15 protein-coding genes are annotated in these 23,255 nt (G+C 40.2%); 9 read left to right on the top strand and 6 right to left on the bottom strand.

Translation table 11 applies throughout. The features are described 5' to 3' along the window. Positions 1–68 precede the first annotated feature (68 nt). Together DV942_RS12410 and DV942_RS12405 are read left to right on the top strand one after the other, a co-directional pair. Positions 69–3,536, top strand: a complete 3,468-nt coding sequence (locus DV942_RS12410; protein WP_145857911.1) for a SusC/RagA family TonB-linked outer membrane protein — start codon at positions 69–71, stop codon at positions 3,534–3,536. A gap of 11 nt (positions 3,537–3,547) precedes the next feature. After that, positions 3,548–5,392: a RagB/SusD family nutrient uptake outer membrane protein gene (locus tag DV942_RS12405; protein WP_145857909.1), complete on the top strand. Its 1,845-nt coding sequence runs from the start codon at positions 3,548–3,550 to the stop codon at positions 5,390–5,392. 77 nt (positions 5,393–5,469) lie between these two features. Here DV942_RS12405 and DV942_RS12400 read toward each other — a convergent pair whose 3' ends face one another. The 3 genes from DV942_RS12400 to DV942_RS12390 all read right to left on the bottom strand — a co-directional run bounded on the left by DV942_RS12400 (position 5,470) and on the right by DV942_RS12390 (position 9,489). After that, a complete protein-coding gene (locus DV942_RS12400) occupies positions 5,470–7,302 on the bottom strand; it encodes an outer membrane protein assembly factor BamB family protein (RefSeq protein WP_145857907.1) in 1,833 nt (610 codons plus the stop codon). Positions 7,303–7,488: 186 nt separating this feature from the next. Next, complete coding sequence (locus tag DV942_RS12395; RefSeq protein WP_145857905.1) at positions 7,489–8,706, bottom strand: IS4 family transposase; 1,218 nt, start codon at positions 8,704–8,706, stop codon at positions 7,489–7,491. A gap of 180 nt (positions 8,707–8,886) precedes the next feature. Continuing rightward, positions 8,887–9,489: a porin family protein gene (locus DV942_RS12390; RefSeq protein ID WP_145857902.1), complete on the bottom strand. Its 603-nt coding sequence runs from the start codon at positions 9,487–9,489 to the stop codon at positions 8,887–8,889. A gap of 248 nt (positions 9,490–9,737) precedes the next feature. Here DV942_RS12390 and DV942_RS12385 point away from each other — a divergent pair, with 248 nt between their 5' ends. From DV942_RS12385 to DV942_RS12365, 5 genes are all read left to right on the top strand, one after another. Then, the gene (locus tag DV942_RS12385; RefSeq protein ID WP_145857900.1) at positions 9,738–9,953 is read left to right on the top strand and encodes a hypothetical protein; all 216 of its coding nucleotides are present in this window, start codon (positions 9,738–9,740) and stop codon (positions 9,951–9,953) included. Between the two features lie 71 nt (positions 9,954–10,024). Beyond that, positions 10,025–10,876 (top strand): carboxylesterase family protein, encoded by an 852-nt coding sequence (locus DV942_RS12380; protein ID WP_145857898.1) that lies wholly within the window; start codon positions 10,025–10,027, stop codon positions 10,874–10,876. Positions 10,877–11,067: 191 nt separating this feature from the next. Next, on the top strand, positions 11,068–12,759 hold the full coding sequence (locus DV942_RS12375) for a S41 family peptidase (RefSeq protein WP_145857896.1): 1,692 nt from the start codon (positions 11,068–11,070) through the stop codon (positions 12,757–12,759). A 24-nt stretch (positions 12,760–12,783) separates the two neighbouring features. Then, a complete protein-coding gene (locus DV942_RS12370; protein ID WP_145857895.1) occupies positions 12,784–14,109 on the top strand; it encodes an alpha-L-fucosidase in 1,326 nt (441 codons plus the stop codon). Between the two features lie 321 nt (positions 14,110–14,430). Then, positions 14,431–17,037, top strand: coding sequence for a glycosyl hydrolase 2 galactose-binding domain-containing protein (locus DV942_RS12365; RefSeq protein ID WP_145857893.1), 2,607 nt, complete (start codon positions 14,431–14,433; stop codon positions 17,035–17,037). 514 nt (positions 17,038–17,551) lie between these two features. Here DV942_RS12365 and DV942_RS12360 read toward each other — a convergent pair. The 3 genes from DV942_RS12360 to DV942_RS12350 form a co-directional block, all read right to left on the bottom strand. Continuing rightward, entirely contained in the window at positions 17,552–17,878 is a 327-nt protein-coding gene (locus tag DV942_RS12360) for a 2Fe-2S iron-sulfur cluster-binding protein (RefSeq protein ID WP_025141835.1), read from the bottom strand. Positions 17,879–17,914: 36 nt separating this feature from the next. Continuing rightward, the gene (locus tag DV942_RS12355) at positions 17,915–18,925 is read right to left on the bottom strand and encodes an NAD(P)/FAD-dependent oxidoreductase (RefSeq protein ID WP_145857891.1); all 1,011 of its coding nucleotides are present in this window, start codon (positions 18,923–18,925) and stop codon (positions 17,915–17,917) included. 309 nt (positions 18,926–19,234) lie between these two features. After that, on the bottom strand, positions 19,235–21,361 hold the full coding sequence (locus DV942_RS12350) for a prolyl oligopeptidase family serine peptidase (protein WP_145857889.1): 2,127 nt from the start codon (positions 21,359–21,361) through the stop codon (positions 19,235–19,237). 34 nt (positions 21,362–21,395) lie between these two features. On the opposite strand from DV942_RS12350, the gene DV942_RS12345 reads away from it, so the two are divergent. After that, positions 21,396–22,091 (top strand): hypothetical protein, encoded by a 696-nt coding sequence (locus DV942_RS12345; RefSeq protein ID WP_145857887.1) that lies wholly within the window; start codon positions 21,396–21,398, stop codon positions 22,089–22,091. A gap of 257 nt (positions 22,092–22,348) precedes the next feature. Next, positions 22,349–23,098 carry a UDP-2,3-diacylglucosamine diphosphatase gene (locus DV942_RS12340; protein ID WP_145857885.1) on the top strand — a complete coding sequence of 250 codons (750 nt, stop codon included), beginning with the start codon at positions 22,349–22,351 and terminating at the stop codon, positions 23,096–23,098. Positions 23,099–23,255: the final 157 nt, after the last annotated feature.

Genomic DNA, 23,255 nt, shown 5'->3' with positions numbered 1-23,255 from the left:
CAGTACCGTGCGGTAATCTGCGTGTTTATGAGTTTAAACTAACAACGAATAGCATTAACTAAGTGTTTATGAGAAAAAAACTACTATCAATCATTTTTGGTACATTTCTGTTGCTGGCCCATGCCTTTGCGCAACAAATTACCATTACAGGTAAGGTTACATCAGATGATGGTCCCATACCGGGAGTTTCTGTAAGAGTTAAGGGCAGTAATACGGTTGCGCAAACAAATGTTGACGGAAGTTACTCCATCAACGCATCTAATGGCAGTATACTCGTGTTCTCTTACATTGGCTATGTAACTGCCGAAAAAACTGTTGGTACGGCTAAAATCATTAATGTAAGTTTAAAAACCGACGCACAAGGGTTGGATGAGGTAGTAGTAGTAGGTTATGGAACCCAACGCAAAGGTAATCTTACTGGCGCCATTTCTACTATTGATGTGAAAAAGACTTTAGAAGGCAGGCCGATTGCTGATGTGGGCAGGGCGCTTCAAGGAGCGGCATCTGGCTTAAGTGTTACTGTTCCAAGTGGCGAAGTTGGCTCTGATCCCGTAATAAAAATCAGGGGGCAGCTTGCATCTTTCGCTGGCGGTAGCTCTCCTTTGATTTTGTTGGATAACGTAGAAATCCCAAGTATCCAATTGGTTAATCCAAACGATATCGCATCCATTACAATTCTGAAAGATGCTGCTGCGGCTTCAATTTATGGGGCAAAAGCCGCTTTTGGCGTAGTATTAATTACAACCAAACAAGGGTCAGGGACGGATAAGCCATCAATCAACTATTCCAACAACTTTTCATTTCAAAACGTTTGGAAAGATTTAAAGATGGCCGATGTAAATGGTTTGAAATATACCGTAGATGCTGCTGAACGCGTAGGAATAACTACTCCTGTAGGTGCATTTTATTATGTAGACAGAGCAAGCTACGAGAAAGCAGTAGCCTGGAAAGAAAAATATGGCAGTACAATCGGTCCGGATGACCCAACTGTGTTCGGAAGAGATTGGTATGTACAAGGGGCTAACCAGAAAATGGGGGTGAGGACTTATGATCCATATGATTACATGATTAAAGAATGGGCGCCTACACAGCAGCATAACCTGTCAGTTGGAGGTACAACCGGAAAAACGTCTTACAACATCGGACTTGGCCTGCTCGACCAGAGTGGTATGTTAAAGCCAGCGAAAGAAGACCGTTTTACACGCTATAATGCCTCTTTTAAAATTTCAAGTGAGATCAATAAATACCTTACCATCCGTGGGGGTGCATTATACTCGCGAAGAAATAAGCAATATGCTTATACCACCAGTTCTACAACAGCCGATCCGTGGCTTTATCTGTACAGATGGAGTTCATTATATCCGCTTGGGAAAGACGAAAACGGAGATCTGATCCGTAGTCCGCAAAGCGAAGTGGCTTCGGCAAATACAGCTAACATATTATTAAACTATGCTAATGTAAATTTGGGAACCACGATGAATATCATGAAAAACTGGAAAGTTGATTTTGATTATACTTTCACCAATCAAAATGAAGATTGGAAGAGACCAGGTACGCGATTTACTGCCAGAAACTCGTGGGTTGCACCGAAAGCACGTTTAGATGCAAATGGCGCTGCTGTTTATGTTAACGATCAGGGTCAGGTGGTATCGAGCACTAGTCCGGGGGCTATGGCTGCTTATGATCTCTCATTGGACATGTACACTACGCCTGGTTCAAGTCCCGATCATTTTGCAAGGTCTGCAACCAATTTTTTTAGCCACACCATTAATGCATTTACCACCTATAATCTAAACCTTAAACAAGATCACGATTTTAAATTTATTTTAGGTTTGAATCGTGTTACTTCTACTGCTGAATCGCAATTTGGTCAGATTACCAATTTGGCTGATATTATTAATCCACAGTTTAAATTTGGTACGGGAGTACAAACGGTTCTTCCTGCTACAGCAGCAATGGGTATTATACCTGGTGGAATTAATATCCCGGGTGCTGATAAAAGATGGGAGGCACAGTTAGGTTATTTCGGTCGGGTAAATTATGCCTTTAAAAACAAATACCTTATTGAAGGTAACCTGCGTTACGATGGTTCTTCTAAGTTTCCTACCGATTTGCAATGGAGATGGTTTCAATCATTCTCTGCAGGCTGGGTAGCTAGCGAAGAAAGTTTTATGGCTTTCACCAAACCTTTCTTAAATCAGTTAAAATTTAGAGGATCCTGGGGCTCCATCGGTGATCAGACTGTACCGAATGGCTTATATATTTCAACTATGCCTAGTGGACAGTCGAGCTGGATCGGAGCAAACGGTGCAAAAGTGAATTATGTAGGTACACCTGCTGCTGTTGCTGCCAATATTCAGTGGCAAGATATTGTGACCACCAACGTTGGTGTTGATGCCACAATGCTGAGCAATAAGGTAAATGTCTCTTTTGATGTTTTCAAAAGAAATACGAATAACATGATCGTACCACAGGAAGGCATTCCGCTAACTTTTGGAGCCGGTGCGCCACAGGGTAATTATGGCTCATTGTCAACCAGGGGTTGGGAGTTAACCTTAGATTTTAACCACAGGTTTAAAAATGGTTTAGGTATCAATTTCAGAGGAAATATTTCTGATGCCAAAACTATTTTAAATGCTTATGGTTCAGGAACTCAAGTTACCGGTAATTACAACGGTAAAGATATTGGCGAGATTTGGGGATACCGTACTGATAGGCTATATCAGCTTAGTGATTTTGAACTGGATGGTTCAGGCAAACCAATTTTAATAACCCTAACCAATGCCGAAAGTAAATTAAATGCCGGTAAACAGACCTATAAGCTAAAGCCTGGTCCAAATGGCGAAAAACCGGTTTATCAGCCTTTTTTACAGAATGCAGCAACGTTTCGTTTTGGTCCTGGAGATGTTAAATTTATTGACGTTAATGGTGATGGAGAAATTAGCAATGGTGATGGTACGCTGGCAAATCATGGCGATTTAGAGGTAATTGGTAATGCCAACCCAAGGTATGAATACGGGTTTAGACTAGGCGCCGATTTTAAAGGAGTTGATATCAGTGCATTTTTCCAAGGGGTAGGAAGCCGTAAAATCTGGGGTGCCGGTTTTTTAGCTATCCCTGGATTTAACTCTGCTGATGGTGCGATGCCAGAAGCTATTGCAAGCAACTACTGGACACCGCAAACGCCTGACGCTTTTTATCCTGCTGCTTATAATAATGCCGCAAGTGGAACCACTAATAACATGCAGATCCAGGACAGGTATTTGTTAAATATGGCTTATATCAGGTTGAAAAACTTAACCGTTGGTTATACTTTTCCGCAAATGCTGACTAAAAAAGTGGGGATAAGTTCATTAAGGGTATATACTGCCTTAGAGAATTTCTTTACCTGGGATCATTTGGGCGATTTACCGATAGATCCCGAAAGTGTTAGTGGTTATTCGATCTGGGATCAGTCAAATTATAATGGTGGCCGTACAGGGACAGGAATCCCGGCCTTTAAAAGTGTCTCATTTGGTGTTCAGTTGAATTTTTAAAAATTATGAAGATGAAATATTGTAAATACATATATGGATTGCCAATCCTGGCCAGCTTACTGTTTGTGTCTTGTAAGAAAGATGTCCTTGACCGCCCACCTTTAACCGATTATGTTGATGGGCAATTCTGGCGAGGTGAAGACGATATCCGCATGTATGCCAATGCTTATTACACGAACTATTTTAACGGATATAATTCGGGCTTCGGAGTGGATTATGCACCGGTAAGGGGGTACAATTTCTCTGATGATTTAACCGGAAAAAATGCCCAAACCAGCTTTGAAAGCAGTGTGCCAACTTCGAGAGGTTCTACATTGGAAACAGCTGATTGGTTAGGTACTTATGCAGGTCCAACATGGGATTTCGCCTGGGTCAGGAAATCGAATGTCATGTTAGCCCGTTTAAACGACGTGGCCAAACCAAAAATCACAACTGAAGCCTATAACCATTGGACAGCTGTTGCCCGGTTTTTTAGGGGTTTCGAATATAGCCGTTTGGTAAGTGTTTTTGGTGATGTTCCTTATTTTGATAAAGAGGTTTTGGATACCGATCTGCCAACGTTATATAAAGACAGAGATGCCAGAGGTGTGGTAATGGATAAGGTATATGATGATTTTAAGTACGTGATGGCTAATATGCGTGATAATGACGGGGCGCAATTCCTAAACAAATATATCGCCGCGGCATTTATTTCAAGGTTTATGTTGTTCGAAGGTACCTATGAGCATTACCATGGCTTAGATGTAACAAGGGCAAAAAAATACTTAGAATTTGCGGTAGAAGCAGGCGATTATGTGATCAATAGTAATAAATATAGTTTCACCCGTGATTTTAAATCATTGTTTTCAAGCGATAATTTAGCCGGACATCCGGAAGTACTGCTTTACAGAACTTATGATGCCGCACTAGCCGTTACACATAGTATAGGCTCTTACCAAAATGGAACCGAAGTCGTCGGTGTTGACGCCAATTTGGTGTTGGTTAAATCTTTTCTCCTTAATGATGGTAAAGTATGGCAAAATTCTTCGGTTGCAGGAGCGAATTCTTTTACCATTGCCGATCTCGTAAAAACAAGAGATCCACGTTTTGAAGCTTCATTTTACGATAAAGCGCTGGTGCCTTCAGCAACTTTGCTTTATGGTTTTAAATTTGCTTCGAGAGAAGCACTAACCTATATTGGCAAAACTTATCCTGCTGCCTGGGGCAGTAACACCAATACCAGCGATGCACCAGTAATGCGTTTAGCTGAAGTGGTACTAAACTGGATAGAAGCAAAAGCTGTACTGGCACAATATTATTCCGGGGCAGCTATTACGCAATCTGATTTGAATAAATCAATAAATGCCATTAGGAGCCGTCCGTTGGATGCGGCTGCTGCGGCAAAAGGGGTATTAAAAACAGCACCATTAACTTTAGGTTCGCTTCCGGTTGATCCGGCCAAAGATGCTGATGTTCCTGATCTGATCTGGGAAATCCGTAGAGAACGCCGTATGGAATTTGTATTTGAACATACCCGTTTATTGGATTTGAAGCGCTGGAAAAAGCTGAATAACATGGATTTCAGTAGAAATTCTGATTATTATTTAGGGCCGTGGGTAAATGTGCAGGCCGAGGCACCTAGTTATTTAACCACCGCTAATGCAACCGCACGCAATGTTAAGGTTAAAAAAGCTGATGGCACTGTGGTTACTTATGATGGCACTAACGCAGCAGCGATGGTAGGTTATTGGATGGTTACCAATGCATCAAATAGAAATGCATTTACAGATAGAGCTTACCTGGCACCTGTGGGTCAGGCGCAGGTTATCCAGTACCAGGAAAAAGGCTATAAACTTACGCAAACAGCAGGTTGGTAATATTTTAGATTGTTTTTAATTAGCTAAAAGCCTCTTCAGATTAATTTATGGAGAGGCTTTTTTATAATCTTCTGATCTTATTTTGTTTGTAACCAAACCACTTTGCCATCCATAGTGCTGACGAGGATGTTTTTACCGTCAATCACATTCACTGTGTTTACCATCGAGTTATCTATTTTATGTGCCCAAACTGTGCTTTGCTGTTTAGGATCTATGGCGTAAACCACACCATTTTTTGTGCCGAAAAATACTTTTCCATCTTTTTCAATTAACATGGAAGGGACATGCTCATATCCAAAACCGGCATCATATCGCCATAAAATTCCTGGATCTTCTGCTTGCGCTTTATATCCCACGATTTCATCCTGCATGGTTTTTCCGTAAATAACAGTGCTATCTGCCGATTGGCCAATTGATTCGCGAACTGTAGCTTCTTTGTTGCGCCAAAGCGTACTGCCATTTTTCGCATTAATAGCGGTTAAGTATCGGTCCGGAGCAGCAATGTACACAATACCCTGGTAGGCCACAGGCGTTACCATCGCTGGCGAAAACATTCGGTTTGCCTGGCCATTGTTCCATTTCCAAAGTAACTTTCCAGTATTTATATCGAGCGCATAAAGGTGTCTGCCCCAAGATCCAAATATAATTTTATCCTGATAAATCAGTGGTTTGCCAACTATGGTACCCTCAATTTCATTAAAGGCCCATATTTCTTTTCCGGTTTTAACATCTAGTGCTCTGAAAGTATTATCGCTGCCACCAATATACACCAGCTGTCCGTTAATCACTGGCGATCCCAATACCGAATTTGCTGTTTCTTTATGCCAGATTTCCTTTCCTGTTTTGGCATTCAGCGCATAAATGTTTCCATCCCCCGAACCTAGAATAACTGTTCCATTAACCGCTACCGGAGAAGAGTAGATGGCACCTTTAGTTTTAAAGGTCCATGCTTTTTTGCCTGTTTTTTTATTTAAGGCTTCTACCAAACCTACGCTGTTTCCGAAAATGATATTGTTGGAAGTAAATGCCGGAGTATTTACCACATTGGCATTAGAGTGGTAAGACCAGATTTCTTTCGTAGCCGGATATTGATTATTAACCGCAAAATTGGGCCTATCGTATTTTTTCTGATCAGGTACAAAGGTTTTTAAAGCGATTTTGCGCCAAACCGGAAGAATTTGATGTGCCGGTTTCCTGACCTGAAAAAATACCGTATCTTTTGTCATGCTTACAATATTGTATCCGCCAATACTATCTTTTGCCCTTAAATTGGAACGGCCCATAGTGGCTTCAATGCCTTCAAAATTGTAAGGGTGGTTGTTGTGTCCATGGCCACATATTGCATATTGGATGTTATATTTCTTTAAAAGGCTTGTTGCTTCGTACCAATTGTCCAAACTGTTATCCAGTGGGTAATGGTTGGCAAAAACAATGGGCATATTTTTAGGGGTGGCTTTAAGAACGCTATCTAACCAAACGGTTGCGTCTCTTGGAATATGTCCGTCACTCATCCGCACATAAGGTCCGGAGGCGCAGGCAATAAATCGATAACCATTATGGTCAAACACAAACTTATCATTACCGAATTCTTTTGTGAAATTTACACCTCCAGATTCTGACCAGCCTGTATCATGGTTACCAGGTATAATGTAATAGGGTTTGTTTAGCTTGGAAAGGATTTCTTTTGCCAGTTTAAGTTCATAATTCGTACCCATTTCGGTAATATCCCCCGTAATGATTACGAAGTCGATATCGTTGATCCTGTTGAGATCTGCAACAGTTCTGTTAAGATCTTCTTCGCCTGTTGATGATCCAACATGGGTATCGGTTACAAAAGCGTATTTGAAATTTTGGGCTTTTACCGCGAGCGAAAGAAGAAAAGTAAACAGTAAAAGAATGGAATGTTTCATTTTTTTTAGGCTAATCATTTCAATAAAAATCGATATTTTTTTGGGTTAAACCGAGCTGTAATGCCAATATTACATGTTAATAAAGGTGTTGCAGAAAGCTAAAAAATGATTGCTTATTGTTAGAATGATTTCAATAAAAAAGGCGACCAATAGCCACTCATGGTCGGAAGAAATTCCGGCCATTTTTTATGTTTTAAAAAATAGGCCCGGATCTCCACCACATTGCACAACGATCATAGCAATTGTTAGGTCTCTAACCTCCATAGCGAAACGCCTTTTAGCAGTCTTGTAACCGATTTTATTAGCTTTTTTGTACATCAACAACATCATTGCAACGATCAGTGTCATGTACAGCACTACCTGTATCCCATTTTTGTTAAGCGAAACAAGATGGCTGACATTAAGTTCCTGTTTTAGGAACCGGAAAAAGACTTCTATGTCCCAACGCCTTCTGTATGCCTGTGAAATCTCCGCCGCGGAGCGTTGGAAGTCATTGGTCAGTAGCCAATATTCCTTCTGATCTTCTCCCTTGCCCTTAACTACTACAAGCCGAAAAGGGGTGTCCACCAATTCTTCGCTATAATATTTTTTGCCGTTTTTATTGATGGGAATACCGGTGTAGAACTGGACCTTACGGTCGCTGACCAGTACGGATTCACCCAGATCGAGCTCCATTCCCTCAGTAATGAACGAGCCTAGTTCAACCAGTTTCCTGTTTTCCTTCGATCTGCAGAGGAAAGTTATCTTCTCCTTGCTGAAAGCAGCGATCGTTCTGGTTGATTGCAGCCCCCTGTCCATCACATAGATATTCTGGTGGCCTGCTTTCTTTCCTATATGCCCCCTTACAACTTCCGGCAATGCATTATCCTCGTTTCCGTAGCTGGGGTTGGTGAATACGGTTGAATGACATGGCAAAACACCGTCAAAGGCAATACTATACTTGACCGCCTTTTTACCACTTTTGTTATCGATGCCTTCCATGAGCTTACCGACACTTTCGCTGACCATGGAACTATCTACCCTGATCAGGTTGTTCTTCTTCCGCTCTGTGGATGTATATGCCCTGGAAAATTGCTCGTAGATACAATCATATATCTGCTTAAAATAGTCAGGATTAACCTTGGACAACCGCTCAGAAATAGAACTTCTGCGTACCGTTTCATCTTCATCGAGATTGAAAAGCATCTTGAATACAGAATCATTAAATGTGTCTTCCAGGGTTCGCTGGCTCAACCTGTCATTGTCCAGGATGCCATAGAGCAATAAATAGAACAGCTTATTGCCCTGCAGAACCTTTGCATAATGGTCGATCCTAGTAGTAAGAGACAAATTTGATAAAAGCGCCTCGGGAATGAAGCCAAGAAGCTGTTTTACCGTAGTGTTGTGATCCCTAAATATGGCCATATCTTATTGATTATCAGTCTATAAGATACAAATAATAATCAAGAAAAGAAAGCCAAATACCTGATTTACAGGTGTTTATTTCGATAAAACTAACCTCCTTAAAACAGAAAAAAGTCGGAAGAAAAAATCTTCCGACCATGAGTGACCAATAGCCGCCTTTTTAATCGCTTTGTTGTAAGCTTACAAAATCTTAAACCCTAAACTTAATTGAAATAAGTTGGGTTTTTGTGTATATTTCTCGCTTTTGCTGATGTTTGATAAACCAGCTTCATAGCGTAAATCAACCGAAATGCTGCCTACATCTACACCTGCACCGGCTTGTAAGCCCAATGCCTGGTTTTTGTAATTGCTAAAATCTGTTGCTTGCTGATAGGCAGAACTAAAAGAAGAATTTTCATCCAACACAAATGAAATAACCGGGCCGGCCATTAAGCGGAAGTTTAAATTTTTGGCGCCAAATTTTGTTCCCAATAAAACAGGAATATCCAAAGTCGTGAATTTTACTTTTCCTTCTGCAGATACCTCGTTGCCATTATCCTGTTGAATGCTGATAAATTTATTGCCTTTGCTGCCAATATAAGCCTCAGGCTGTACATAAAAACTGGCGCCACCAATACGTGCCCAGGCACCGATCTGATAACCTAAGCGGTTTTCTTCACTTGCGAAATCTGCATTTAACTTAGCCAGATTTACACCTGCTTTAACCCCCAGGTTAAAAGTTTGTGCCTTTGATGTTACCCAACCCAGGGTTAGGAAAACAATGGAGAAAATGATTTTTTTCATGTTGTTTAATTTGTTTTTTTAGTTGTAATTCCAAAACAGTGCTCAAGTGATTTTATGTGTGTTTTGCGCTTATGGTTTCTTTTTACCTCTTTTGCTGTTTTCTGTTTCGGCATTTGGTTTTATAACGCGCATTTAACACAATTATCGTGCAAATTTTTTTTGTGGCTAGCTACTTTTTTTATTCCGTTACATAAAAAGGTGTCAACCTGAACAAATATTTTTTACTTTTGCATTAAACAAAATATGCCATGGCTAATTTTCAACTTACTCCCGAAACCGCATTTAAGGTAAAAACTAAATTTTTAAGAAAATACCGCGATCTGGCAAATGAGCCTTTGGAATTTACACCTGGCAAAGAAGATCAATTGGTTGAAGATTTAATGCGTTTGGTAAAACGCGACCGTACCTACATCGAATTTACCATCCAAAAAGCACTTGCCGATACTAAAGGAAACAGGCTTTAAGATTTTCATTTTTTTTAGCAAAAATTTTAGTTTAAACTTACTTTAGGCAATTTAAATACATAAATCGCTCCATGTATTTTGCTCCTGCTATGCAACGCAATTCTTTTATATTTGCATCCTTGCTTTGGTTAGTGGCGTTTACCGCAACAGCACAAAAACAGATGTTTAACGATGCTTTCACAGATAGTTTAACTTCAGCGCAGACAAGAAAAGAATTAAATAATTTATCTGCCGATGACTACCTTAAGCAAACTTTAAGTAAAGGAAACCAATCTATTAATTATAGATTGCTATTGCCGGCGAAGAACAGAAGTCAGAAGAAGTATCCTTTGGTTGTTACGTTTCACAACTCAACACGGATAGGTACAGATAATGAAAAGCAATTAGAACCATTAGCCAGGATCTGGTTACGGCCAGACATACGCCGGAGGTACCAGGCATTTGTAATTGCTCCGCAGTTTCAAACACGGTCATCAAATTATTATCCAGATTCAGTAAGAAATTGCTTAATCTCGAAGCCATCTGACGATGTACATTTATTATTGGATTTGATCAGTGAGGTAAAAAATAAATATCCTCAGATAGATACTAACCGTATTTATCTGGTCGGTTATTCTATGGGGGCATCTACGGCACAGAACCTGATGAACATGGCTCCTGAAACCTTTGCCGCCATGGTTTCAATTGCTGCAGTTCCCGATTTTGTTAATATAAATGCAATAAGTCAGAAGCCGATCTGGTTAATTCATGGCAGGCAGGATTATGACAATCCTTATGAGGGGAGCGAGCATTTATATCGCGCTTTAAAAGGCAATCGTAATCTATTGTTTACGACTTATAATAAATTAGATCATAACCTGATTACAATTCCATTATTGCTTACACCTCAAATACCGGCCTGGTTGTTCTCCCAGCATCAATAGAATACACTGCCTTAGCCTTGAAACTGGTATTTAAATGGCCTGTTGCGTAACGCTCAATTTACGCTTTGCCCTCCAGCGGTCGTTTTTTATATTTATCGCTTTTTGTACATTTACATTGTATATAACGCTAAATATATTTCAAAAAGGCGGTAGATTATTGGTCCGCATCAGCTAAATTAAATAAAAGGGGAATGAAGAAACTAAAATACGGTCTTTTAGCAGCAGGTTTTGGGGTGGCTGTTTTATCTTTTTCGTTTAAAGAAGATTTATTTCTGGTATCTAAAAACCTCGATATTTTTGCTTCGCTCTACAAAGAAATTAATATCAACTACGTTGATGATACCAATGCTCCTCAATTGATGAAGACCGGTATTGATGCCATGTTGGATAGTTTAGATCCTTATACCGAATATGTGCCTGAATCTGAAATTGAAGATTATAAGCTGAAATATGTAAGCACGCAGTATGGTGGTATTGGTGCCAGTACTGTTTTTATTGATGGGAAGCTTTTTATTAACGATATCAGTGAAGGTTATCCGGCTAATAAAAGCGAGCTTAAAGCAGGCGACCAGCTGGTGAGCATTAACGGAATCCCGGTAAAGGGCAAAAATCGTCAGGAAATAAGTCAGCTTTTACGTGGCCCCAAAGGCACAGCAGTAGATTTGCTGATGGTTAGAGAGGGGAAGGAAATAACAAAGAAGTTGGTAAGAGAGGAAATCAAACAGCCTAATGTTTCTTATTCAGGAATGGTAGGTGATGGAATCGGTTATATCAAACTTGATAAATTTTTAGAAAATTCCGGACAAGAGGTTAAAGATGCATTGTTGGCCATTCAAAAAGAAAATCCAAAAGGAGTTGTTTTAGATTTAAGAAACAATGGCGGTGGCATTTTGCAGGAAGCAGTTAAAATTGTGAACCTTTTTGTAGATAAAGATCAGCTTATTGTAACCCAAAAGGGCAAAAATGCTGAGAAAACCATTTCCTACAGAACACTTTCAACCCCGATTTCAACGTCAGTTCCATTGGTGGTGCTCGTAAACGGAAATTCTGCCTCAGCGTCAGAAATTGTGGCGGGTTCTCTGCAGGATTTAGACCGTGCCATCGTGATCGGGCAGCGGAGCTATGGTAAAGGCCTGGTTCAGCAAACTTTTAATCTCCCTTACAACAGCCTGGTTAAAGTAACGGTTGCCAAATATTATACACCTTCCGGCAGGTGCATCCAAAAGTTGGATTATGCACATAAAAATGCCGAGGGTGTAGCGGAGCGTTTTGCCGATTCTACCATGGTAATGTATCCAACTAAAGCAGGGAGAAATGTGTATAGCGGCAATGGCGTTTACCCGGATATTGTGGTGGATGCTGCCAAGTTAAGTCCAATTACCATTTCGATGATCAATAAGAGCCTTTTCTTTAATTATGCCAATCAATACAGGAAAGAAAAACCAACATTAGCTTCGGCCAAAACTTTCCGGTTGTCGGATGCAGATTATGCCGCCTTCTCCAGTAGCCTTGCCGATAAAGACCTTTCTTACCAAAGCCGGACCGAGCGGTTATTATCCGATCTGCGTGCAGAGGCTGAAAAAGAAAATAAATCTGAAGATGTAAAAACCGATCTCGAAAATCTTAAATATAAACTTACTTCGTCTAAAAAAACTGACCTCGTAAGCCATAAAGCAGAAATTAAGCGGGTTTTAGAAACACAGATCGTAAGTCGTTATTTTTACGAGAAAGGAAGGATTGAGCAGAGCTTTCAATACGATAAAGAATTGGCTGCGGCGAAGAATCTTTTTGCTAATCAATCGCAAATGCTGGCCATTTTAAAAGGCGATGGGAATTATAAGGTGATCGGAAAACCAACCAAAGCCACTGCATCAATAGATTAAACCTAAAAACCTATACCATTTCTTATGAAGAAATTGACCTTGTTGGGCCTTGTGCTATTTATTGCATTACAGTTAAATGCGCAGGATTATACACCTACAGCTGCTAATTTAAAACAAAGAGCGTGGTTTAATGAAGCCCGGTTCGGCTTATTCATCCACTGGGGGCCTTTCAGTATACCCGGAAGTGGCGAATGGGTAATGAATGATCGAAAGCTTACCGTTCATAATTATACCAACCTTAAAGATTTTTTTAACCCTGTCGAGTTTAATGCGGCAGAATGGGTAAGCATGGCAAAAAATGCCGGAATGAAGTACATTACATTAATTACCCGTCACCACGATGGCTTTAGCATGTGGGATACGAAATATTCTGATTTCAACATCATGAATACCCCTTATAAAAAAGATATTGTTAAAATGATGGCTGATGAATGCCATAAGCAAGGTATACAGTTGTATTTATACTATTCGCTTTTAGATTGGCGCAGGGAAGATTATCCACATGAAACCGGACGTACAGGGCAGCATTCCGGCCGGACCGGTAAAGGCGATTACGCCAGTTATTTGCAGTTTATGAAAAACCAGTTGACCGAGCTCTTGACCAATTACGGCGAAATAGGCGGAATCTGGCTCGATGGGCACTGGGATCAGACCGAACCAGAAGGATCGAAAGGCAGAACCTCCAGGATTGATTGGAAATACAATGAGATCTATGGTTTGATTCACAAACTCCAGCCACAGTGCATGATCGGTAATAACCACCACTTAACGCCATTTCCAGGTGAGGATTTCCAGATGTTTGAACGCGATCTTCCCGGCGAGAATAAATCCGGGCTAAGTTTTCAAAAAGCATCAGATAAGCTGCCATTAGAAACCTGTGAAACCATTTCAAATTCGTGGGGTTATAATTTGAGCGATACCTACTATAAATCCGATAGAGAGCTGGTGCATATGTTGGTTAAAGCAACCGGTTTGGGTTCCAATCTTTTACTGAACATCGGCCCGATGCCGAGTGGCAAAATCCAGCCGGAATTTCAAGACCGTTTGGCCGGCTTAGGTGCCTGGCTTAAAATTTACGGTGAGAGCATTTATGGGACAAAAGCAGGGTATATTAAACCTCAGAACTGGGGAAGCATTACGCAAACCACTAAGAAAATTTATATCCACATTCTGGATGGCAAAACCACCAGGCTTGATTTGGAAAACATTCCGGTAAAGAAAGTAAAAAAAGCATATTTGCTAAAAGATAAAAGCGTAGTAAACTTTGTTTTCAAAAAATCGAAACTCACTATTGATACGGTACCAAATACAGATGTACCAGATCAGGTGATTGTCTTGGAGATTGAGTAAGGCATTCGTCATTATTGAACACAATGAAGGATCTTTTTACCAATATTTTTAACGGTCCAGCCAGCTTAAATATTCTCATATCGTAAAATATGGCATTTCAATTTTAAATCAATCGTTTTATTAATAGTAGTCGCCTGCAGTTAATAATCTTTTTCTTTCAAAAACCGATTAAAATCCAAGACTTTAAGTAAAACTAATGTTTTTTGATCCTTTTAAGTTAAAATAAAGGTAAAACGTTTTATTTTTAGCGCGTTAATCTGTTATTGGAAACCGTAAGCATACATCAATTCAAAAAAACTTTATCGATCCTATTTTAAATAAATGAAGAATATTTTTCTACTTTTCATATGTTGTTCAGCCTTTTTAGTCAATGCACAGCAACGATACGAGTTAAACTCGGGCTGGGTTTGTGCCAACATCAAAAATACCCAATCCAGCGGTCTGGAAATTTCTAAAACTAGTTTTTCGCTTAACAGCTGGATGCCCGCAACGGTGCCTGGAACGGTTTTAACTACTTTACTGAATAACAAAAAAGTGCCTGATCCATTTTATGGAATGAATAACGAAAAGATTCCTGATGTATATCACACAGGCAACGACTATTATACTTATTGGTTTGTAAAAGATTTTCAGGAGCGCGCAACCGGCAATGAACAGGTTTGGTTACAGTTTAGGGGGATAAATTATAAAGCCGAAATCTATTTAAACGGAAAAAAGGTCAATCCAAAAACGCAGGTGGGCATGCACCTCAGGGCGCAGTATAATATTACCAGATTGTTATCTCCCGATGGAAAAAACAGGCTTGCTGTAATTGTTTACCCGCCAGATTTTCCCGGCAACCCAAATGGTGGCCAGGGGGGCGATGGAACGATTGCCAAGGGTTTAACCACCCAATATACTGCAGGCTGGGACTGGATTCAGCCTACCCGCGACCGCAACACGGGCATCTGGGATAAGGTAACCATCGAGAAAACCAAAAGCATCAACATTCAAAATCCGCAGGTAATCACTTTGGTGCCGGGTAAACGTTTGCCGGAAGGCAAGCAAAGCCCTGCCACGATTAAGGTTTCGGTTGAAGTAGAAAACCCAACCAATCAATCTGTTTCAGGTATTCTACAATACCAGATCGATGGAAAATTGGTTAAACAGCGTGCAACTATTACCGCAAATAAAACTACTGCGGTTAAATTTCCTGATTTACAGCTCGAAAATCCGAAGTTATGGTGGCCGAGCGGATATGGACCGCAGAATCTGTATGATGTGAAAATTGAATTTATAGCGTCCAATCAGGTATTGGATCAGGAGCAGCTTAAAGTTGGGGTCCGCCAAATTGATAACATCTGGAATGAGCATACCGGAAGTATGGGCGCTTTTGTAAACGGGCAAAAAATTTTTATTAAAGGTGGTAACTGGATCATTAGTGATGCCATGTTGCGCTTTAGCGATGCCCGTTACGATGCAGAAGTGCGTTACCATAAAGATATGAACCTTAACCTGATCAGAATCTGGGGTGGGGCGATTCTTGAAAGACCTGAGTTTTACAATGCCTGTGATAAGTATGGCTTGCTGGTTTTTCAGGATTTTTGGTTTAGTGGCGATTGTAACGGTCGCTGGGTAGACCCAATGAAAAAGGAAGACCAGTGGACACGCAGAAATTATCCCGATGACCATCATCTAACCTTAGCTGCTATGGAAGATCAGATCAAAATGATCCGAAATCATGCCTCCCTTGCTTTTTGGTGCGGAGGGAATGAAATTACCCCGCCCGAAGATATTTTAGAGCCATTGAAAAACGATATACTTCCACGCCTGGATGGTACCAGGAAATTTTTCGATTTTTCTAACAGTGATGAAATGTCGTATAATTCCATTGGCGGAAACGGCGATGGTCCGTACGGTATTCAGGATATTAAAACTTTCTGGGGAACGCGAACTTTTCCTTACAACTCTGAAGTAGGTTCGGTAGGGGTAGGTGATTATGCTTCCTTGCTCCGTTTTATTCCAGAGGAAAACCTGATTGCACCACAATACAAATCTAAACCCGATTCGGTGTGGGATTATCATAAATATATCTCATATGAGCAATACCTGAACCCATATGGTAAGCCAAAAAGTGCCGAAGATTTTGCAATGAAGGCGCAACTGGCTAATTACGATCAATACCGGGCTTTGATGGAAGGTTTCTCTAACAAAATGTGGGATTGGTATACGGGCTCTATCATTTGGAAAACACAAAACCCATGGACGGCCATGCGCGGGCAGATGTATGACTATTACCTTGACCCGAATGCGTGTTTATATGGCTTAAGGAAAGGAAGTGAGCCTTTGCACGTGATGATGAACCCTTTGGATAGCATGGTTACGATTGTGAATAATGGGTTTTCTACAAAAAATAACCTGATGGTCCAGGCAAAAGCTTACGATATGGACGGCAAAGATTATTTTTATTCTCAGGTCTTTAATTCCGTTGGTCCATCTTCAGTAAGAAGACTTTTTCCTATAAATGAGTTTTTAACCAAACTGGATAAAAAAGAGGGTGTATTTGTTTCATTAAGAATTTTAGATCAGCAACAAAATATTTTAAGCGAGAATTTATATTGGCTCCCCGGAAAGGATGGCGAGTATTCGGGCTTGAAAAATATCAAAAGAGCGCCTTTAAAAATTGCGGCTATCCATCAGAAAAATGGAAAAGTATCGGTAACCTTAAGTAATGCAGCGGGAAATCCAGTAGCATTTTTTAACCGGATTGCGTTAATAAATGGCAATACCGACGAACGTATACTCCCGGCATTTTATAACGATAACTATGTAAGCATTTTACCCGGAGAAAGCAAAACGATAACTGTAGAATATACAGGTAAACAAAGTAATCTGGCGATAGAGGTATATGGCTGGAATGTAGAAAAGCAGAAAGTAAATATCCGTTAGTCGGGATTTCTAATCCCGGCTGTAGAGGATTTTTAATCCTCAAAGTTGAGTAATTTGTTTTTTGGAAATGATGGGTTCTGTTGTCTTGGCGGATGGTAGTCCTGCTATCGCTGCAAGTCCTCGCTGCACTCTGGGCTTTTCGCTTTATCAGGTTTAATAACACAGGCAGCTGCACCAAATGCTCCAGACCTCTCAGGTTTTTTAAACCTGGGAGGACCGTTAGTCGTGATTTGTAATCCCGGCTGTAGAGTTAAGGATTTTTAATCCTCAAAGGTTAATCACGTGATTTGTTTTTTTGGAAATGATGGGGTCTGTTGTCTTGGCGGATGGTAGTCCTGCTATCGCTGCAAGTCCTCGCTGCACTCCGGGTTTTCGCTGTATCAGGTTTAATAACACAGGCAGCTGCACCAAATACTCCAGACCTCTCAGGTTTTTTAAACCTGGGAGGTCGAATTTTAGCCAACAAAAATGGCGATACTTTTGATATCGCCATTTATTTTATGATTTTTACCACTTAACTTACGCCGTGTAATTTCACTTTTAATCCATCCATATTATTGTTTAATTGCAATTGGCAGGCTAAACGTGAGTTTGGTAACAGGTCAGGTAGAGTGTCCAGCATGGCATACTCATCATCTGTCATTTCATTAAGTTTTTCTTCGCCTTCCAATACATCAACACAGCAGGTTGCACATAAAGCCATTCCGCCACAAGTAGCCAGAATATCGTACTCTGATGCCTTTAAAAACTCCATTAGGCTCAGGCCCATATCGGTTGGGGCAACGTGTTCTGTAACCGAGCCATCCGGCTCCTGCATATATATATTAATGTTGTTTTCCATTTTGCTTTCTTTCTTATCGCAAATATAACAGAAAGCTTAAAATTCTGAAACTCCGTTTACAGTGGTATATTTCATCGTATATTTCACACCAGGATTCATGTAAGAATAAGCGCTGTGGCTCATTAATGCCGCCTCGTGGAAACCGCAAAGAATCAATTTGAGTTTGTTGGTATAGGTATTGATATCACCAATAGCGTAAATACCCGGGATATTGGTCGAGTAATCATCAACATTTACTTCAATTGCACTTTTGCTGATGTTTAAGTTCCAATCTTCAATCGGACCTAACTTAGGGCTCAAACCAAACAAAGGAATTAAGTGATCGGCCTCAACAACTGTTTTTTCCATGGTACGGTTCTGTACAATTTCAACTTTTTCCAATTTATCTGTTCCGTGTACGGCCTGTAGGTTGCTGTTTAAAATCAGATTGATTTTTCCGCTTTCTGCCAACGCCATTACTTTTGCAACCGAATCAGGGGCCCCACGGAAACTTTCACTTCTGTGCACTAAAGTCAGTTCAGAACAAACATCCGCCAGGTAAATGGTCCAGTCTAAAGCAGAATCGCCACCGCCGGCAATCACCATTTTCTGGTCTCGGTATTTCTCCGGATCAAGGATCATGTAGTTTACACCTTTACCATTTTCAAAGTTTTCTAAATTTTCTACAGCAGGCTTGCGCGGCTCAAAACAACCTAAACCGCCCGCAATAACTACAACTTTAGCTTCGATAACGGTACCCATATTGGTCGTTAAAACAAAATCAGCTTCACCACGCTTTTCCAAACCTTCAATACGCTCACCTAAAGTAAACGTAGGATGGAAAGGTTTGGCCTGCTCCATTAAATTGTCGATAAGTTCCTGTGCCAGTACAGAAGGATAACCAGGGATATCGTAAATCGGTTTTTTAGGATAAATTTCAGACAGCTGACCACCAACCTGAGGAAGGTAATCAATTAAATGACAACGCATTTTTAATAAACCGGCTTCAAAAATGGCAAATAAACCAACCGGACCAGCGCCTATTACGGCTATATCAGTAGTGATCATTAAAGAAAAATTTGACGCAAAGTTACGAAATAAAGTCTTACCAAATCAGCTATTTAGAAATATTCTAGATAATTTTGCAATCCTATTATATTCAGTATTTTATATGCTTTGAGCTAACCGAAAGCAAAAGTTAAAGGTTTTTAATGTTTTAAAGCAAATTATAATTGGTCTATAGGTTTAGTGGGGAAAATAATTTTGTCATCCTGAGGAACGAAGGATCTTTTGCCTTTTAAAGTTCCAATAGTCATAAAAAGATTTGCTTCGCAGAGCCTCCGGGTTCTTCACTGCGTTCAGAATAACAAAAGAACGCTACCAACTCATCCCTAAATTCTGAAATACAAAACTCCATACATCGGTTGCTTCTTCAATCAATTTGGTTGTGGGTTTACCTGCCCCATGTCCGGCATTGGTTTCTATCCGGATTAAAACCGGGTTTTTACCTTTATATTTCTCCTGTAGCGTTGCTGCAAATTTAAATGAATGTGCCGGTACTACACGGTCATCATGATCGGCAGTGGTTATTAAAGTTGCCGGATAATTAACACCGCTTTTGATGTTATGCAACGGCGAATATTTGATCAGGTAATCAAAGTCCTCTTTTTTATCGCTGGTGCCATATTCAACTGCCCAACCCCAGCCAACGGTAAATTTGTGGTAGCGAAGCATATCCAGCACACCAACCGCAGGTAAAGCTACCTTGAAAAGATCAGGCCGTTGAGTCATGCAGGCCCCAACCAGCAGACCGCCATTTGAGCCGCCGGAAATCGCAATTTTGGCTGGATTGGTATATTTTTCTTTTACGAGGTATTCCGCTGCGGCTATAAAGTCATCGAAAACGTTTTGTTTTTTAGCTAACATGCCGCCTTTGTGCCAGGCTTCGCCATATTCACTTCCTCCACGTAAGCTAGGCTGAACGTAGATGCCTCCGCGTTCCAGGAACAACATCCTGGAGAGACTGAATCCTGGTGTTAAACTTACCTGGAAACCACCATACGCATAAAGGTAAACCGGATTATCGCCATCCAGTTTGATGCCTTTTTTGTGTACGATAAACATGGGTACTTTTGTGCCATCTTTCGAGGGATAAAATACCTGTTTGGTTTCATAATTATCTGTATTGAAGTTTAGCTCGGACTTTTTATATAAAACAGATTCGTTCTTGGCTACATCGTAACGGTAAATGTTGCCTGGAGTGGTAAAATTAGAAAAAGTATAAAAAAATTCTTTATCTTCTTTGTAACCCCCAAAGCCTCCCACGGTTCCGATGGCCGGTAGTTTTACTTCGCCGATTTTCTTTCCGGTTAAATCAAACTGAATAATGTTGGTACTCGCATCTTTTAAATAGGTAGCCCAAAGAAATCCTCCGCCAGTTCCAACACCTTCCAAAGCTAATTTGGATTCAGGGATAATTTTCTGCCAGTTTTTAGGATCTGCATTTTTTGGATCGACTAAAACAACCTGTTTGTTTTCTGCTCCTAAATCGGTGTTCACCAATAATTTGTCGCCCATATTGTCAACAACGCTGTGATTATGGTCATAACCTTTAATCAGGGGCGCTATTTTGCTATCTGGTATTTTTAAATCCTGATAATACAATGCATTGCCCGAAGTGCCCGCACTGGCATAAATCACTAAAAAACGTTCATCTTCTGTAACGGTTGCACCTAAATATAAATTAGGATTGGTCTTGTCTTCAAAAACTAACTGATCATTTTGTTGTTGATCTCCCAATTTGTGGAAATATACCTTTTGCGATTTGTTGGCTGCAGAAAGATCGGTTCCTTTGGCAGGCTCGTCAAATTTACTGTAATAAAAGCCATTACCTTTCCAGGCTGCGCCTGAGAATTTGGTCCATTTTAACTCATCGGCTAATTTGGTTTTGGTTGCAATATCCATTACGTAAATGTTGCTCCAGTCTGATCCGGCCTGCGCAACCGAATAGGCCAGGTATTTTTTATCGTGCGAGAAACCGAGCATTGAAATGGCCGCTGTACCATCTTTGGTAAGTGTATTGGGATCGAGAAAAACTTCTTCTTTGCCCTCTAACCCTTTTTTAATAAACCAGATATTCTGGTTTTGAAGGCCATCGTTTTTGGTGAAAAAATAATACTCACCAACTTTAAACGGGGCGCTTTCTTTCGGGTAGTTCCATAATTCAGTTAGTCGCTTTTTTATATCGGCACGATAGGGAATCTGCTCCAGGTAATTTTGAGTGACTTTGTTTTCGGCCATTACCCAGGCTTTTGTTTCTGCCGAGGTGTCGTTCTCTAACCACCTGTAGGGGTCGGCAATGGTTGTACCGAAATAATTATCTTTTCTGCTGTCTTTTTTTGTTTCAGGATATTTCATCAATGTTATTTTTTCTGCTGGTTTTTTACCCTGGTTACAGGCAAAAAGGCTTAGTGCAAATAAACTTAATACAAATTGTTTTTTCATAATTTTTGATTGAAGAGAAATGCTAATTTAGTGAATGGCACTGATTAAGTTATTGATGATGAACGAATATTTCGGTTTAGCCTTATTTTTAACCGGGATTTGGGCGGTGGTTTTTATACTGATGTCTCAATCCTGGCAGCTCGCTATTGCATTACTGCCATTTAGTATGTACCTGCTATTCAATCCCGCTAATTGGTCCTATTATGGGCTGTTTTGCCCGGTTTTGTGTTTGCTCGTATTCGATATTCATGTACTGCCAGCGGATATGAGGTGGAAAGGATGGAAAAAATATTTGCCATATGTTTTTAGTCTGCCTTTTATCGCCCGGTTTATTTACTATACCCCTGCTCTTTTTAAAGATAGTTCGACAGTGTTTAAAGTATGGTGTATATTCATTGTTGTTTTGATATTGATACTTGTTGGTAAGATGTGGGTTGGGGATGTAATCATGTTGCTTCTAAACCGGCTGAAGTTAAAATCGGTAACCGAAATAGAATGTACCTTTAAGAAACAAAAGACTGAGCGTACTTACCGGCATATTCGTTACATGGTACAGTTAACCGGAATGGAAATGCTGGAAACTTTTGGTTTTTTTTATTGGTACCTTAGGTTTAAAAATGTAGAAGAAGGCGATTCATTAAGGTTTAAAATTAAAACAGGATGGTTAGGGCTGCAATTTATCAGCGGTTTCCCAAAAATTGTAAGTAGAAAAAATCAATCCACCAGTTAAAATTAATATCCATCTATAAAATTTAAAAATCTGTCTCAGTCTTTAAGCTTTTTATCTTTGGAATCATTTCACGGATTTTGAGATTAATAGATTGTGCTAGTGTGAATTTATTTTACGGTTTTTTAGCCACGGAAACACAGATTTACACGGAATTAAACATATAAAATTGGCATTTTTCCGGGTTGATTATACAGGATACTGTACTTTAGGCTTTCATCTTTCCGCTTTAATCTTTTTCCCTTAACTTTGAGGAATCCATGACAAAAAATATTTACTTCGCTTCTGATTTTCATTTAGGTACACCCAATTATGCTGAAAGCCGCGCTCGTGAAGCGCGGATTGTAGATTGGTTGAATTTTATCGAACCAGATTGCAGTGAGTTGTTTTTGATGGGCGACATTTTCGATTTCTGGTTCGAGTATGCTAAAGTCATCCCCAAGGGTTTTATTCGTTTACAGGGTAAACTGGCATCTATGACTGATGCAGGGATAAAAATCTATTTTTTTAAGGGTAACCATGATATGTGGGTGCGTAATTATTTCACTCAGGAAATTGGCATGGAGATCATCAGTGATGAACTGGTGATTGAGCGTGGTGGAAAGAAATTTTACCTGCACCATGGCGATGGCTTAGGGCCTGGAGATCATAAATATAAATTTTTGAGAAAGATTTTCAGGAGCAGGTTTTGCCAATGGTTATTCGCGCGTTTGCATCCAAACCTCGGGATCGGTATCGCAAGCGCGTGGAGCCAGGGTAGCAGGGCCGCACAAACGGAAAAAGAGGTGTTTTTAGGAGAAGATAAAGAATGGTTGGCCATTTATGCTAAAGAGCAACTCCAGAAAGCACATTTCGATTATTTTATTTTCGGGCACAGACACCTGCCGCTCGATATTGATTTAGGCAATGGTAGCCGGTATGTAAATATTGGCGAATGGCTTAATTATAACTCTTACGGGGTGTTTGATGGGGTAGATTTAAAACTTGAATACTATAAGCCAAAACCATAACTTCTATTTTTTTGGAAAGCAGTGTCTGTAGCATTATTTAATGTTCGTCGGGCTTTCCGTTATAGTCCCGATTTTGAAGGAAAATCGGAAGCTGCCACTGCAATCCCGTTTATTAAGGGAGGCCGGTACTACTATTTGAGGTCGTATTAAGCCTAAA

This window comes from Pedobacter suwonensis, from assembly GCF_007833675.1.
Taxonomy (GTDB): domain Bacteria; phylum Bacteroidota; class Bacteroidia; order Sphingobacteriales; family Sphingobacteriaceae; genus Pedobacter; species Pedobacter suwonensis.
This window is presented reverse-complemented; position numbering and strand designations above follow the sequence as displayed.

Bases quoted from the DNA above. Each gene is read 5' to 3' on its own strand.
- DV942_RS12390 (WP_145857902.1), bottom strand. From the start codon at position 9,489: ATGAAAAAAATCATTTTCTCCATTGTTTTCCTAACCCTGGGTTGGGTA.
- DV942_RS12365 (WP_145857893.1), top strand. From the start codon at position 14,431: ATGAAGAATATTTTTCTACTTTTCATATGTTGTTCAGCCTTTTTAGTC.
- DV942_RS12395 (WP_145857905.1), bottom strand. From the start codon at position 8,706: ATGGCCATATTTAGGGATCACAACACTACGGTAAAACAGCTTCTTGGC.
- DV942_RS12370 (WP_145857895.1), top strand. From the start codon at position 12,784: ATGAAGAAATTGACCTTGTTGGGCCTTGTGCTATTTATTGCATTACAG.
- DV942_RS12400 (WP_145857907.1), bottom strand. From the start codon at position 7,302: ATGAAACATTCCATTCTTTTACTGTTTACTTTTCTTCTTTCGCTCGCG.
- DV942_RS12355 (WP_145857891.1), bottom strand. From the start codon at position 18,925: ATGATCACTACTGATATAGCCGTAATAGGCGCTGGTCCGGTTGGTTTA.
- DV942_RS12405 (WP_145857909.1), top strand. From the start codon at position 3,548: ATGAAATATTGTAAATACATATATGGATTGCCAATCCTGGCCAGCTTA.
- DV942_RS12380 (WP_145857898.1), top strand. From the start codon at position 10,025: ATGTATTTTGCTCCTGCTATGCAACGCAATTCTTTTATATTTGCATCC.
- DV942_RS12340 (WP_145857885.1), top strand. From the start codon at position 22,349: ATGACAAAAAATATTTACTTCGCTTCTGATTTTCATTTAGGTACACCC.
- DV942_RS12375 (WP_145857896.1), top strand. From the start codon at position 11,068: ATGAAGAAACTAAAATACGGTCTTTTAGCAGCAGGTTTTGGGGTGGCT.
- DV942_RS12350 (WP_145857889.1), bottom strand. From the start codon at position 21,361: ATGAAAAAACAATTTGTATTAAGTTTATTTGCACTAAGCCTTTTTGCC.
- DV942_RS12385 (WP_145857900.1), top strand. From the start codon at position 9,738: ATGGCTAATTTTCAACTTACTCCCGAAACCGCATTTAAGGTAAAAACT.
- DV942_RS12345 (WP_145857887.1), top strand. From the start codon at position 21,396: ATGGCACTGATTAAGTTATTGATGATGAACGAATATTTCGGTTTAGCC.
- DV942_RS12360 (WP_025141835.1), bottom strand. From the start codon at position 17,878: ATGGAAAACAACATTAATATATATATGCAGGAGCCGGATGGCTCGGTT.
- DV942_RS12410 (WP_145857911.1), top strand. From the start codon at position 69: ATGAGAAAAAAACTACTATCAATCATTTTTGGTACATTTCTGTTGCTG.